Annotated in this window: 14 protein-coding genes and 1 pseudogene; 10 read left to right on the top strand and 5 right to left on the bottom strand. The window is 64.0% G+C overall.

Going from position 1 to position 13051, the window contains the following annotated elements:
• Positions 1–3 precede the first annotated feature (3 nt).
• A complete protein-coding gene (locus CT676_RS01885; RefSeq protein ID WP_135213669.1) occupies positions 4–1188 on the bottom strand; it encodes a UbiH/UbiF family hydroxylase in 1185 nt (394 codons plus the stop codon).
• Between the two features lie 87 nt (positions 1189–1275).
• Here CT676_RS01885 and pcsA point away from each other — a divergent pair, with 87 nt between their 5' ends.
• The 3 genes from pcsA (at position 1276) to CT676_RS01870 (ending at position 3830) form a co-directional block, all read left to right on the top strand.
• Positions 1276–2043 (top strand): phosphatidylcholine synthase, encoded by a 768-nt coding sequence (pcsA, locus tag CT676_RS01880; RefSeq protein ID WP_167767898.1) that lies wholly within the window; start codon positions 1276–1278, stop codon positions 2041–2043.
• Positions 2040–2774, top strand: a complete 735-nt coding sequence (locus CT676_RS01875; RefSeq protein ID WP_063983222.1) for a TerC family protein — start codon at positions 2040–2042, stop codon at positions 2772–2774. The genes pcsA and CT676_RS01875 overlap by 4 nt, the downstream gene beginning before the upstream one ends.
• A gap of 81 nt (positions 2775–2855) precedes the next feature.
• Positions 2856–3830, top strand: a complete 975-nt coding sequence (locus CT676_RS01870; RefSeq protein ID WP_014495182.1) for a quinone oxidoreductase — start codon at positions 2856–2858, stop codon at positions 3828–3830.
• A gap of 105 nt (positions 3831–3935) precedes the next feature.
• Here the strand turns inward: CT676_RS01870 and CT676_RS01865 are convergent, their stop codons facing one another.
• The 3 genes and pseudogenes from CT676_RS01865 to CT676_RS45085 all read right to left on the bottom strand — a co-directional run.
• Entirely contained in the window at positions 3936–5126 is a 1191-nt protein-coding gene (locus CT676_RS01865; RefSeq protein ID WP_135213668.1) for an acetylornithine transaminase, read from the bottom strand.
• Between the two features lie 287 nt (positions 5127–5413).
• Entirely contained in the window at positions 5414–5827 is a 414-nt protein-coding gene (locus CT676_RS45090) for a tetratricopeptide repeat protein (RefSeq protein WP_244623040.1), read from the bottom strand.
• 172 nt (positions 5828–5999) lie between these two features.
• Positions 6000–6335, bottom strand: a pseudogene (locus tag CT676_RS45085) (tetratricopeptide repeat protein); the annotation flags it as partial.
• Between the two features lie 358 nt (positions 6336–6693).
• Here CT676_RS45085 and CT676_RS01855 point away from each other — a divergent pair.
• The 5 genes from CT676_RS01855 to CT676_RS46035 all read left to right on the top strand — a co-directional run bounded on the left by CT676_RS01855 (position 6694) and on the right by CT676_RS46035 (position 9493).
• Positions 6694–7635, top strand: coding sequence for a hypothetical protein (locus CT676_RS01855; protein WP_063986364.1), 942 nt, complete (start codon positions 6694–6696; stop codon positions 7633–7635).
• A gap of 42 nt (positions 7636–7677) precedes the next feature.
• The gene (locus CT676_RS01850; protein WP_135213667.1) at positions 7678–8445 is read left to right on the top strand and encodes an SH3 domain-containing protein; all 768 of its coding nucleotides are present in this window, start codon (positions 7678–7680) and stop codon (positions 8443–8445) included.
• Between the two features lie 142 nt (positions 8446–8587).
• Entirely contained in the window at positions 8588–9019 is a 432-nt protein-coding gene (locus tag CT676_RS01845) for a MerR family transcriptional regulator (RefSeq protein ID WP_071913796.1), read from the top strand.
• The gene (locus CT676_RS01840; protein ID WP_014495189.1) at positions 8952–9371 is read left to right on the top strand and encodes a carboxymuconolactone decarboxylase family protein; all 420 of its coding nucleotides are present in this window, start codon (positions 8952–8954) and stop codon (positions 9369–9371) included. Before CT676_RS01845 ends, CT676_RS01840 begins: the two co-directional genes overlap by 68 nt.
• Positions 9368–9493, top strand: a complete 126-nt coding sequence (locus tag CT676_RS46035) for a hypothetical protein (RefSeq protein WP_275552075.1) — start codon at positions 9368–9370, stop codon at positions 9491–9493. The genes CT676_RS01840 and CT676_RS46035 overlap by 4 nt, the downstream gene beginning before the upstream one ends.
• A 207-nt stretch (positions 9494–9700) precedes the next feature.
• On the opposite strand, the gene rimO is transcribed toward CT676_RS46035, so the two are convergent.
• A complete protein-coding gene (rimO, locus tag CT676_RS01835; protein ID WP_135213666.1) occupies positions 9701–11026 on the bottom strand; it encodes a 30S ribosomal protein S12 methylthiotransferase RimO in 1326 nt (441 codons plus the stop codon).
• 111 nt (positions 11027–11137) lie between these two features.
• Between rimO and CT676_RS01830 the strand changes: the two genes are divergently transcribed.
• Together CT676_RS01830 and CT676_RS01825 are read left to right on the top strand one after the other, a co-directional pair.
• Entirely contained in the window at positions 11138–11728 is a 591-nt protein-coding gene (locus tag CT676_RS01830; RefSeq protein ID WP_027559205.1) for an ANTAR domain-containing protein, read from the top strand.
• A complete protein-coding gene (locus CT676_RS01825) occupies positions 11725–12888 on the top strand; it encodes a CmpA/NrtA family ABC transporter substrate-binding protein (RefSeq protein ID WP_135213665.1) in 1164 nt (387 codons plus the stop codon). Before CT676_RS01830 ends, CT676_RS01825 begins: the two co-directional genes overlap by 4 nt.
• Positions 12889–13051: the final 163 nt, after the last annotated feature.

The raw sequence follows: 13051 nt of genomic DNA, 5'->3' as shown, positions 1-13051 counted from the left end.
AGCCTATCGCCGCCACGTCGGGGTCAGGCCCTCGCGCATGGCGAAGCGCCGCAGCGGGCCGATGGCGCCGAGCAGGTGCATGCCGACCGCGCGGACCGGCTGGAGCGGCAGGAAATCGTTGAGCAGGGAGCGGTTGGCGATGTCGATCGCAAACGTGCGGCTCAAAATGTCCGGACGCCGCGCCCGGTCGTAGCGCTTGAGCACGTCGGGCGCGCCCGGATCCTGGCCTGCAGCGATGGCTTCGCCCGCAAGCCTGGCGATGTCAGCGGCATCGCGCAGACCAAGGTTGAGGCCCTGGGCGCCGATCGGCGGGACCACATGGGCGGCTTCGCCGACCAGCGCTATGCGGTCGCGCCCGAAGGATTTTGGACGTTCGATCGCCAGCGGGAATAGGTTGCGGCCCGGCTCGACCGTCATGCGCCCCAAAATGGAATGCGACTGCTTCTCGATCGCGGCGGACAGCTCCGCGTCGCTCAAGCCGCGAAGCCGCTCGGCCTCGGCGGGGGCCGAGACCCAGACGATGCTGGAGCGGTCGCCTGGCAGGGGCACGAACACGCAAGGGCCATGCGGCGTGTGGAACTCGGTCGAGACGTTGCGATGCGGGCGCGCGTGGCCGACGTTGAAGGTCAGCGCGGTCTGCGTCAGGTCGCGTCGCGTCATCGCGATGCCGGCGGCTTCCCGGCACAGCGAGTGCCGGCCGTCGGCGCCGACCACGAGCCGGGCCGTGAGGAATTCAGCGGACGCCGTGCGGATCGCGACGTCGTCGGCTTCGATGACGACGCTTTCGGCCTCGTCATCGCAACGGACGAGGTTGGGCAACTCGGCCGCGCGTTCTTCCATCGCCAGCATCAGCGAGCGGTTGTCGATATTGTAGCCGAAGGCGTCGAGCGCGATTTCGTGGCAGGAGAACCGGACCTCCGGCGCCCGGAACAGCCGGCCGGTGTCGTCGACGAGGCGCATGATTTCGAGCGCGGCCGCCTTGCCCTTGCAGCGCGGCCAGACGTCGAGGCTCTCCAGGAGATCGACGGAGGCGCCGAGCAGGGCGGTGGTGCGGTTGTCGGCGTAGGGCATGCGCCGCGCCACCAGCGCGGTCCGCGCGCCGGCCTGCGCCAGTGCGATGGCGGCCGCCAGTCCCGCCGGTCCGCCGCCGACCACGGCCGCGTCATGGAGTGTCGATGCATCTGTCATGGAACGACAATTGACATGCTGCGCGGCAAATTCAAGCCCGGCTATATTTCCTTGATTTTGTGGCGAATTGTGCGACCGCGCGCCGCAATGGCGGATGTGCAAACCGGTCCCATTCTGATAGCAGAAGCCATGGATACCCAAGAGGATTCCCTGAAGCCGAGACCGGCGATACGCGCCGCGGCCTTCTCGGTGCACATCTTCACCGCATTCGGCGCGGCCATCGCGCTGCTGGCGATGCTGGAGGCCGTGCGCGAGCATTGGGCGGCGATGTTTCAGTGGCTGGGCGTTGCCCTGATCATCGATGCGATCGACGGGCCGATCGCCCGCCTGCTGAAGGTCAAGGATGTGCAGCCGAACTGGTCGGGAGACGTGCTCGATCTCGTGGTCGACTTCGTCACCTATGTCTTCGTGCCGGCCTATGCGATCGTGGCGAGCGGGCTGTTGCTGCCGGTGGCCGCGCCGCTGCTCGGCATCGCCATCATCGTCACCAGCGCATTATATTTTGCCGATCTGCGCATGAAGGCGGACGACAATCATTTTCGCGGCTTTCCGGCGCTGTGGAATGCGGCGGCGTTCTATCTGTTCCTGCTGCACTGGCCGCCGCTGGCATCGACGCTGCTGGTCGCGGCGCTTGTCGTGCTGACCTTCGTGCCGTTCCACGTGCTGCATCCGGTCCGGGTGGTTCGGCTGCGCTGGCTGACGATGTCGCTGATCGCGATCTGGGCCGTGCTCGGCCTCTATGTGCTGGAGATGGATTTTCGCGTCGGCACCGGCGTGACCATCGTGCTCTGCGCCATCGCGCTCTGGATCAGCTTCAGCGACGCATTGATCCGCCTGGCAAGATCCTTCGCATGATGCACCTCCTCACTAGTCCTGAAGCCTGGGCCGCGCTGCTCACCTTGACCGCGCTCGAGATCGTGCTCGGCATCGACAACGTCATCTTCCTGTCGGTGATCGTCTCGCGCATCCCCGAGAAGCAGGCCCACCGCGCCCGCCAGATCGGGCTCGCGCTGGCGCTGATCTTCCGCATCATCCTGCTTAGCCTGCTGGTCTGGCTGATCGGCCTGACCGCGCCGGTGTTTTCGTTTTCAGGTTACGGCTTCTCCTGGCGCGATCTCATCCTGATCGGCGGCGGCCTGTTCCTGATCGCCAAGGCGACGCACGAGATCCACGCCGAGGTCGAAGCCGATGACGGCGAGGGCGATCGGGAGTCCGGAGGCAGCGCGTTCTTCTGGGTGATCGTCCAGATCATCGTCATCGACATCGTGTTCTCCCTGGACTCGATCATCACCGCGATCGGCATGGCGCAGGACATCGAGATCATGATCGCGGCGGTCGTGATCGCCTGCCTGATCATGTACATTTCATCGGGGCCGGTGTCGCGGTTCGTCGCGGAGCATCCGACCACCAAGATGCTGGCGCTGGCGTTCCTGGTGCTGATCGGCGTCGCGCTGGTCGCGGACGGATTCCAATTCCACATTCCGCGCGGCTACATCTACTTCGCAATTGCGTTCTCGGCGGCGGTGGAATTCTTCAACGTGCTGGCGAAGCGCAACCGCAGGAAAGTCCGCAAGTCGTCCGTTTAGCCGTTCCAATCTGGGTCGAGTTGACAAGGCGGGCGCGATGTCTTTCGCTCAGCGGCGAGAAGACCGAGAGGAGGTCAGGTGATGACCAAAGCCGTCCGTGTGCACAAGGTCGGAGGCCCCGAAGCCCTGGTCTATGAGAGCGTCGATGTCCCGGCGCCGGCTTCCGGCGAGGTGCGCATCCGCCAGCATGCGGTCGGGTTGAACTTCATCGACGTCTATTATCGCACCGGCCTCTACAAGGCGCCGGGGCTGCCCTTCATCGCCGGCAACGAGGCCTCGGGCGAGGTCATCGCCGTCGGGCCCGGCGTGACACATTTCCATCCCGGCGACCGCGTGGCCTACTACCACAATCTCGGTGCCTATACCGGCGAGCGCAACATCCCCTGGGAGAAGCTGGTCAAGCTGCCCGACCACATCACGCACGAGCAGGGCGCCGTGCTGATGCTGAAGGGGCTGACGGTCTGGTATCTCCTGCACAAGACCTTCAAGGTCGAGCCGCACCATCGCGTGCTGATCCATGCCGCGGCCGGCGGCATCGGCCTGTTGGCCTGCCAATGGGCGAGGGCGCTTGGCGCGCACGTCATCGGCACCGTCGGCTCGCGCGAGAAGGCGGAGCTTGCGGAGGCAAATGGCTGCGACCACGTCATCCTCTACAACGAGGAGGATTTCGTCGCGCGCGTGAAGCAGATCAGCCGCAACGAGGGCTGCGACGTCGTCTATGACGGCGTCGGCAAGGCGACCTTCCCGGGCTCGCTGTCCTGCCTGAAGCCGCGCGGCATGTTCGTCTCGTTCGGCAATGCCTCGGGGCCCGTGCCGCCGTTTTCGATCGCCGAGCTCAACAATCACGGCTCCCTGTTTGCGACGCGGCCGAAGCTCAACGACTACGTCGGCACGCGCAAGGAGCTGCTGGAAGGCGCCGACACGCTGTTCGCCGCCGTCATCAACGGCAAGCTGCACGTGCCGATCAACCACGCCTACGCGCTCAAGGACGCCGCCAAGGCGCATATCGATCTCGAAAGCCGCAAGACCACCGGCGCGTCGATCCTGAAGCCGTAGTCTCTCGTCATCCTCGGCTCCCGAGTCCCGGACGCGCCGCAGCGTGAAACGCTGCTGCGCAGAGCCGAAGGGGCGCTGCGCTGCGTCCGGGGCACGAGACTGGCCTCACGCCACCCGTCTTGCCGCGCCGGCCCTGGTCAAAATCCCGTCGAGACAATCGATCATCTCGACGATCTCGGCCCGCGTGACGTTCAGCGCCGGCATGAAGCGCAGCGTGTCGAGCTGCGGCGCGTTCAGGAGCACGCCGGCCTCGAACGCCTGCGCGACGATGCCTGGCGCGATCGGCAGCTTGAGGTCGAGCGCGAGCAGGAGGCCACGTCCCCGGACGCCGCCGAGGCCGTGCCGGGCCGAGACCTTCTGCAACTCGCTTTCGAGCAGCAGGCCGGTCTCGGTGACCGTCTTCAGGAAGTCGGGCTTGCTGATCTCTTCCAGCACCGCGAGCCCTGCCGCGCACATGATCGGGTTGCCGTTGAAGGTCCCGCCTTGATCGCCGTGCTCGAAGCAGGAGGCACGTTCGGTTGCCAGCAGGGCTGCGAGCGGCACGCCACCGCCGATGCCCTTGCCAAGCGTCATGATGTCGGGCGCGATGCCTGTGTGCTCGTAGTGGAAGAGTTTTCCGGTCCGGCCCATGCCGGTCTGGATCTCGTCAAAAATGAGCAGCAGGCCGTGCGCTTCGGTGAGCGCGCGCAGTTCCTTCAGGAACTGATCGGTTGCGGGCCACACGCCGGACTCGCCCTGGATCGGCTCCAGCATCACCGCGACGGTGTTGTCGTTGATCAGCTCCTCGACCGAGGCGATGTCGTTCAGCTTCGCCTTCTTGAAGCCGGCGACCTTCGGCTCGAACAGCGGTTCGAACGCCTTCTTCCCCGAGGCCGACATCGTCGCCAGCGTCCGGCCGTGGAAGCCGCCTGCGAAGCTGATGATATCGAACGCGCCGTTCCTGTGCAGGCTGCCGTATTTACGCGCGAGCTTGATCGCGCCCTCGTTGGCTTCCGCGCCCGAGTTGGCAAAGAACACCTGGTCGAACGCGCTGTTTGCGACAAGCCGCTCGGCAAGCTTCAGGCTCGGCTCGTTGTAGAACGCCGGGCTCGGCGTCAGCAGCCGCTTGGCCTGCGCGGAAAGCGCATCGGCGATCGCGGGCGGGGAGTGACCGAGGCAGTTCACGGCCCAGCCCTGCACGAAATCGAGATAGCGCTTGCGGCTGTCGTCCCAGAGGTAGGAGCCGGCGCCGCGGACGAACACGGCCTTGGGCCGTGCGGTGATGTCCATCAGCGCGTCATACGGATGCGTGGTCATGTCGAACTCCTGTGGGGACGGGGGTGGAAAAGGGGCGCAAAAAGCAGAAAGGCCGCACCTTGCGGGTGCGGCCTTTCTCGAAAACTCGGCTGAATTCAGTGGTTCAGCGGCGTCGTCGGACATGGCGCACCCTCTCGTCGTCGCGGAAGCGACGGCGGAGCATTTCGGTGCGCTGATGGGTCCGAGCGTTGATCATGGGGCGGGTCCCTACAGCCGAAGGGCAGGGCTTGTCAAGCGGGCGTTTTGAAGAACACCCGTCCGGCGTGCATCGGCGAGATGGGAGCACGTCACTGAACGCAGTAGCGCGCAAAACTGTCCGCGATGCCGGCGTTGATTGCCTTGGCGGCCGCGATGTCTTGCTCAGCGCCTTCGCTGTCGCCCTTCTTTCGCTTCGCCAGTCCGCGGCCGTAGAGGGAGCCGTCGAGCTCAGGCTTTGCGCTCAGCGCCGCGTCGTAATCCGCAATCGCCGCGTCGAGATTGCCGAGCTTCAGATACGTGAGGGCGCGGCTGTCCAGCGTATAGGGGTCGTTGGGAGCCATCCGCAGCGACTGCTCGCAATCGGCCAGCGCCTCCTGCAGGCGGCCAAGGATCGCACGCGTCATGCAACGCGAATTGAACACGCCCGGATAGCTCGCATTGGCCTTGATCGAGCGATCGTAATCCTCCAGCGCCTGCGCATAGTCGTGGGTGTCGAAATACATGTTCGCGCGCGCAAAGAAATCGCGATCGTTGTTCGGACTGAGCTGAAGCGATTTTGCGAAGTCGGCCAGCGCACGCGCACGGTCGCCGCGGTCGCGGAAGACTCGCGCGGTTGCCGTAGGCCGGGCCGTAATTCGGGTCGAGCTTGATCGAGAGATCGAAATCCGCCAGTGCGCGAGCGTCGTCGCCATGGTTGCGATAGGCAGTGCCGCGATTGAAATAGGCCAGCGCAAATTTAGGGTCGAGCTTGATGGCCTGATCGTAGTCGGCCATCGCATGCTCGTAGTCGTTCTTGTGGATGTGGGAATTGCCGCGGTTGTTGTAGTAGAGCGCGTCGCGGGAATTCAGCCGAATCGCGCGCGTGTAGTCGGCAATGGCGTGGTCGGTGTCGCCGAGATCGTCATGGGCGATGCCGCGATTGTACCAGAGGTCGGCGTCTTTCGGATCGAGATCGATGGCACGGTTGAAGTCCGCCAGGGCACGCTCCGTGTCGCCTTTTCGCCGAAACATCTCGCCGCGATTGGCCAGCGCCCGCACATTCGAGGGATCGGCCTTGAGCACGGCCGAGCAGCCGGCGATGCGCTGGTCCTCGCGGTCCCCGTCGTCGTCGCTATAGCACCATTGGCGTGCCTGCGCGGCTGACGGCGATCGCGCGGTGGCGGGGGCGGACAGGGCGAACACGGCCATTGCGATGCCGATCGCAGACAGCTTGAAGAGAATCCTTGACGTTTCAGTGTGTTTCATTGTTTTCCACATCGAAACCATTGCGCCTCTAGCGCGTTTGTGATCGAAGGACGCGACTTGGTTCGAACCGAATGCATCACGGATCAGACCAAGAAGGCGGGACCAACCAGATAGTTTGAAGACCTTGTCCGATACGCCTTATCCAATCGACCTCGACAGCATTCGCGGCGCGTTTCCGCCGGGCATCGAGGCGCCATCCCTGCTGGTCGACTTTGCCGATTGGCTGAACGGGCGCCCGTGGGGCAGCGTCGGCCGTTTCTCCCTGCAAGGCCAGTTCTCCGATCAGGCGCCGATCTTCGACGGCAGTCCCTTGCGCGACAGGTTTTCACTGTTCATGCGGCTGCCGGATGGCTCGGCCGTCGGCGGCTGGTATGGCGCGGGTCTTGATCGCGACAATCCGCCGATCGTGGGGCTGGGCTCCGAGGGCGATTACGAGCTGCTCGCGCCGAGCCTCGACGGCTTGCTGGCGAAGCTGACGTCGCAGCAATTCGACAAGGCCTGGAGCGATCTCAAGCCGCATGACGAGGTCGAGTGTCAGACGGACGAGCTCGCGAAATGGCTTGCCGGGCAGCCGATCGGCGACAAGGCGGCATGTGACGACGGTGCCGCGGAGCTTCCCGATTTCCGCGGCTTCGTGGAAAAATGGAGCCGGGATCGCGAAGACTATTGGGCCAATCATCGCTTGATGGCCGAGCTCGGCTGGCGGCTCGCCGCGCATCTGCCCAAGGGCAAGAAGCCCTGGGACAAGACCCGCTTCGAGGTCGCGATCGTCGGCAAGCAGTATGAGGCCCGCGTCCTGACCCTCGGCCCGCAGCCGTTCGAGGAGGCCGCCTCGATCGAATCGCTGCTGCGCGATCTGCGCGAGGAGATGCGCAAGGCACAGCCCGAGCTCGGGCTGTGGCACGCGATGAAATTCGGTCTCTATGTCGACGGCCGCGTCATGCCGAACTTCGAATACGATGTGCGTCCGATCATCGGCGGCGAGCCGGCGCAGCTCTCCGAAGCAAAGGCCGATCTCGCGCGCGCCCCGCGCCCGGAGCGGTGGGTGCCGAAATGGCTGGCGTGAAGGAACACCGTCAGAATCCCGTCACGGAGCCGTGCAATCAGGTTGCTGATTGAATTAGCTTCTCGTCGGGGTAGTTCGCTGATGCGCGGCCTTTGTCACCGGTTGATTGTCGCGATCCTGCTGATGTCAGCGGCCTCGGCCGCAGACGCGCAAGCCGAGCTCGTGGAAAGCGCCGTTGCCGACCTTCCGATCGTGCTGGCTACCGATCCCGCGCTCACGCGGCCTCACGTGATCACACCGGACGAAAAGAAAAACAGCGATGAGGCCGATGCTGGCGGCGTTATTCTCACCTACGTTTTTGAAACGAAGCTTCGCCTTCGGTCGGAGAGGTACTTCCTGGTTGTCTGCAGCTCCGGCGGTAGTGCCGACTACAATTGCGTATTTAACCTGATTGGAGGCGCGGGCGATCTCTATCAAGACCAGATCGAAGGCCTCCGATTCGAGATACCCGGCGACGGTTGCGTCTACGCCTCCGGTCACGTCAATACGATGTTCGACCATCGACGCAAGTACTGCCTTGACGACGACCGGTTGAAGGAGGTTAACCAGCCGTTTCATTACGTCGGCCTCAAGTCAAAGGCGCTGCATGACTTGACGTTCTATTTCGATAAGGCTGCGACGAATGCGGTCGGCACCATTCCGAAGGGTGAGTTCGTTGAGGTGCTCGTCGCAAGCGACCGACGTGAGGAGGACTCGTCCGAGCGCTACCATTTCCTCGTTCGGAACAAGAATGGACTGACTGGTTGGGTCAGTCTGGCCGGAGGTCAGCAAGCGGAAGACATCGAGGGGATCCTTTTTGCCGGCGACTAGTCGCGTCGAACCGGTATTCTTCTGCTGTCGCGCCGTCTTGACCTCGCGGGAACGGCACCTTCGATCCCCCTTGCGATCCCCCTTGACTTAGAGTGCGCTCGAAGGGGTATCTGTACGTGCGTCAGTACGAGAACGGGCACACATGAAGATCGGCGACCTCGCAAAACGAACCGGCTTGTCGACGCACACGTTGCGTTATTATGAGCGCGTCGGGCTGCTGCCATACGCAGACCGGGATCGTTCCGGCCAGCGTGACTTTGACGCATCGATCCTCACATGGATCGCATTCCTCGGTCGGCTCAAGACCACGGGAATGCCGATCCGGGACATGTTGCGTTATGCGGCGCTTCGTGATGAAGGCGATGCCACCGGGCCAGCCCGGCGGCAGATGCTGGAAATCCACCGGGAACAGGTTCGCACGCAGATTGCCGAACTCCAGGAATGCCTGCTCGTCCTTGATACCAAGATCTCCGGTTATGCCGGCGATGAACAGAGGACGAAGGAAAATGACGCACGCCCAAACACAAGCCGAAAGCCGCTTCGATCGCGGCCAGCGGGCCCTGTCACGCATTGACGGCAGAGCCGGCGAAAAGGTCGTCGCCTCACTCGCCGACATCGCTCCGGATTTCGCACGATACGTGATCGAGTTTCCCTTCGGCGACATTTACAGCCGCCCGGACCTCGGCCTGCGCGATCGAGAGATCGCGACGATCGCCGCGCTGACGGCGCTCGGAAATGCCGCGCCTCAGCTCAAAGTGCATATCGAGGCGGGTCTGAACGTCGGGCTGTCTCGCGACGAGATCGTGGAGATCATCATGCAGATGGCCGTCTATGCGGGCTTCCCGGCGGCGGTGAACGGGCTGTTCGCAGCCAAGGAGGTGTTTTCCGCGCATGACGGACGGCAGGCATCGGGAGAAGCGACATGACGAACTTCGAATACGTTGTGCGCCCGACCATCGACGGCGAGCCCGCCAAGCTGACCGAAGCCCAGGCCGGTCTCGCCCGCGCCCGACGCCCGGAGCGCTGGGTGCCGAAATGGCTGGTTTGACGGAGCTGTAGCCCAGCGACGGTCTGCTCCCTGCAAGCTTGAGGCAACAGAGGCTTCCACAGCGTCATGGCCGGGCTTGTCCCGGCCATCCACGCATTGCCCAGTGGCACGAAGAACGTGGATGCCCGGGACAAGCCCGGGCACGACGACCTTCTTCATATCCGGTTGCAGCGACCCGCAAGAGAGGTGACGCGATCGTTGGCGCCGTCAGAACCCTGCGACGCTGCCGTGCAGGTCGTATTGGTCGGCGCGCTCGATCTTCGCGGTGACGATCTCGCCGACGCGCAACGGGCGGCGGCTCGACAGGTAAACCGCGCCGTCAATCTCCGGCGCGTCGGCCTTGGAGCGGCCTTTTGAAACCGTCGGGCCGACCTCGTCGATGATGATCTGCTGGCGCGTGCCGACCTTGCGTTTCAGCCGGCGCGCGGAGATCTTCTGCTGGCGGGTCATCAGCGCGTTGTAGCGCTCCTGCTTGATCTCTTCGGGCACGGGGTTCTCGATCGCATTCGACGTCGCACCGGCAACCGGCTCGTATTTGAAGCAGCCGAGGCGATCGATCTCGGCCTCATCCAGCCAGTCGAGCAGATAGGCGAAATCGGCATCGGTCTCGCCGGGGAAGCCGACGATGAAGGTCGAGCGCAGAGCAAGATCGGGACATTCCTCGCGCCAGCGCTTGATCCGCGCCAGCGTCTTGTCCTGCGCTGCGGGGCGCTTCATCGCCTTCAGCACCTCGGGGCTTGCATGCTGGAACGGGATGTCGAGATAGGGCAGCACCTTGCCCTCGTTCATCAGCGCGATGACCTCGTCGACATGCGGGTAGGGGTAGACATATTGCAGGCGGACCCATGCGCCGAGCTCGCCGAGCTCGCGCGCGAGGTCGAGGAATTTGGCGCGGACCTGGCGATCCTTCCACGGGCTCTCGGCGTATTTGAGATCGACGCCGTAGGCCGAGGTGTCCTGCGAGATCACCAGCAGCTCCTTGACGCCGGCACCGACGAGGCGCTCGGCCTCGCGCAGCACGTCATTGGCCGGACGCGAGACGAGGTCGCCGCGCAGCTTCGGGATGATGCAGAACGTGCAGCGGTTGTTGCAGCCCTCGGAGATCTTCAGATAGGCGTAGTGGCGCGGCGTCAGCTTGATGCCCTGCGGCGGCACCAGATCGAGATGCGGATTGTGGGCGGGCGGCAGCGCGCGATGCACGGCGTCCAGCACGCTCTCATATTGCTGCGGGCCGGTGATGGAGAGCACGCCGGGATAGGCTTGCTCGATCTGCTCGGGTTCCGCGCCCATGCAACCGGTCACGATCACTTTGCCGTTCTCGGCCATGGCCTCGCCGATCGCCGAAAGCGATTCCTGCTTGGCGCTGTCGAGGAAGCCGCACGTATTGACGATGACGATGTCGGCCCCGTCATGCTTGCGGGCGAGCTCGTAGCCCTCGGCGCGCAGGCGCGTGATGATGCGCTCGGAATCCACCAATGCCTTGGGACACCCGAGCGACACGAAGCTGACCTTGGGCGCAGCCGTCTGATCCATATCTGATCTGCCTGATTGACAGGCCTGAGCTAGTCCCAATTGCCCATAATTACAACCCTTTGCATCGCCCTCCGGCATGCTATGGATGAATCGCCGGGTGGTGAGTGAGCTATGAGCGCCGAACAGTCGCCTAAAATCGTGATTGTCGACGAAAGCCCGATCCGGGCTGCGATCCTCGAGGAGGGGTTGCGGGAGGCCGGATTCACGCAGGTCGTCCATATCCGCGAGATGCAGAGCCTGCTCGCCCGTATTTATGCGGTGGATCCCGACATCATCCTGATCGATCTGGAAAACCCCAGCCGCGACGTGCTTGAGGCGATGTTCCAGGTCAGCCGCGCCGTGAAGCGGCCGATCGCGATGTTCGTGGACCAGAGCGATTCAGCCTCGATCCAGGCGTCCGTGGAGGCGGGAGTATCCGCCTACATCGTCGACGGGTTGAAGAAGGAGCGCATCAAGCCGATCCTCGACCTCTGCGTGTCCCGCTTCAACGCCTTCGCAAAACTCCAGGAGGAGCTGGAGCGCACCAAGTCGCAGCTCGAGGACCGCAAGATCATCGAGAAGGCCAAGGGAATTTTGATGAAGGTCAAGGGCCTCACCGAGGACGAGGCCTACGTGCTGCTGCGCTCCACGGCGATGCGCGAGAAGAAGAAAATCGGCGAGATCGCGCAGTCGATCATCACCGCGTCGGAGATGCTGAAATGACCGGTCCCCTCCGCATCGGGTTCATCCCGCTGGTCGACGCCGCCGCCCTGATCGTCGCCGTCGACAAGGGCTTTGCCGCCGCCGAAGGGCTCGAGGTCGAGCTGGTGCGCGAGGTCTCCTGGTCCAACGTGCGCGACAAGCTCAATATCGGCCTGTTCGACGCCGCGCATCTGCTGGCGCCGGTGGCGATCGCGTCCTCGCTCGGGCTCGGCCACGTCAAGGTGCCGATCGCGGCGCCCTTCAATCTCGGTATCAACGGCAACGCGATCACAGTCTCGCCGGCGCTCCATGCCGCGCTGATGGAGGAGATCGACGGTGACCGCTTCGATCCGCTTGTCACGGCGAAAGCGCTGGCGAAGGTCGTCGCGAAGCGGCGCAAGCTAGGTGCCGATCCGCTGACCTTCGGCATGACCTTCCCGTTCTCGACCCACAATTACCAGCTGCGGTTCTGGATGGCGGCGGCCGGCGTCGATCCGGATGAGGATGTGCGTCTCGTGGTGCTGCCGCCGCCCTACATGGTCGATAGCCTCGCCAATGGCCATGTCGATGCGTTCTGCGTCGGCGCGCCCTGGAACTCGGTCGCGGTCGATCTCGGCATCGGCCACATCCTGCATTTCGTCTCCGACATTCTCTTGCGCGCGGCTGAGAAGGTGCTGGCGGTTCGCCAGGTCTGGGCCGACAAGCATCCGGATGTGGTGGCAGCGCTGGTGCGCGCGGCCGTGAAGGGCGCCGAGTTCATCGAGAATCCCGCGAACCTGTCTGAGGCGGCGCGGATCCTGGCGCAGCCGGAACGGATCGGCGTCGATGCCGAAGTCATCCAGCGAACCCTCACCGGGCGCCTGAAGATTTCTCCCGACGGCACCCTCCGCGAGAGCGGTCGCTATCTCCTGGTTGGACGCGAAGGGGCAGGGCGCCCCGATCCGGTTCAGGCGGCCTGGCTCTATGCGCAGATGGTGCGCTGGGGGCAAACGGCGTTGACGCCTGACGGCGTCAGGACGGCGATGGCCGTGTTCAGGCCCGACCTCTACGACGCAGCCCTCGGTCAGCAATCGCCCGCTGAAGCCCCCGCGGCGTTCGGGGCATTTGCGGGCCCGGCCTTCGATCCCGGCAACATCCGGGGGCATCTGGAGGCCTTCGAGGTCGGACGCTGGAAGGCCTGATTCGGTCCTGCATCGTTTTTGGGCGGAAGAGATCATCGGCTAAATTTTGGGCCGCCTGCTCGAATTTCATGAGGGTTCCGGACCGCGATTTTCCGGGCTCGTCTGTATCCATATGAAATCAAAGAAATTTTCATTTCATTGAAGCTGGCACGCAACTTGTATG

Source organism: Bradyrhizobium sp. MOS001 (genome assembly GCF_004634465.1).
Taxonomy (GTDB): Bacteria; Pseudomonadota; Alphaproteobacteria; order Rhizobiales; family Xanthobacteraceae; genus Bradyrhizobium; species Bradyrhizobium barranii.
The sequence above is the reverse complement of the archived record's forward strand: the minus strand, read 5'-3'. Positions and strand labels throughout refer to the sequence as shown.

Coding starts and splice junctions, on each gene's coding strand:
- CT676_RS01885 (WP_135213669.1), bottom strand. CDS start 1,188: ATGACAGATGCATCGACACTCCATGACGCGGCCGTGGTCGGCGGCGGA.
- pcsA (WP_167767898.1), top strand. CDS start 1,276: ATGGCGGATGTGCAAACCGGTCCCATTCTGATAGCAGAAGCCATGGAT.
- CT676_RS01875 (WP_063983222.1), top strand. CDS start 2,040: ATGATGCACCTCCTCACTAGTCCTGAAGCCTGGGCCGCGCTGCTCACC.
- CT676_RS01870 (WP_014495182.1), top strand. CDS start 2,856: ATGACCAAAGCCGTCCGTGTGCACAAGGTCGGAGGCCCCGAAGCCCTG.
- CT676_RS01865 (WP_135213668.1), bottom strand. CDS start 5,126: ATGACCACGCATCCGTATGACGCGCTGATGGACATCACCGCACGGCCC.
- CT676_RS45090 (WP_244623040.1), bottom strand. CDS start 5,827: ATGTATTTCGACACCCACGACTATGCGCAGGCGCTGGAGGATTACGAT.
- CT676_RS01845 (WP_071913796.1), top strand. CDS start 8,588: ATGAAGATCGGCGACCTCGCAAAACGAACCGGCTTGTCGACGCACACG.
- CT676_RS01840 (WP_014495189.1), top strand. CDS start 8,952: ATGACGCACGCCCAAACACAAGCCGAAAGCCGCTTCGATCGCGGCCAG.
- CT676_RS46035 (WP_275552075.1), top strand. CDS start 9,368: ATGACGAACTTCGAATACGTTGTGCGCCCGACCATCGACGGCGAGCCC.
- rimO (WP_135213666.1), bottom strand. CDS start 11,026: ATGGATCAGACGGCTGCGCCCAAGGTCAGCTTCGTGTCGCTCGGGTGT.
- CT676_RS01830 (WP_027559205.1), top strand. CDS start 11,138: ATGAGCGCCGAACAGTCGCCTAAAATCGTGATTGTCGACGAAAGCCCG.
- CT676_RS01825 (WP_135213665.1), top strand. CDS start 11,725: ATGACCGGTCCCCTCCGCATCGGGTTCATCCCGCTGGTCGACGCCGCC.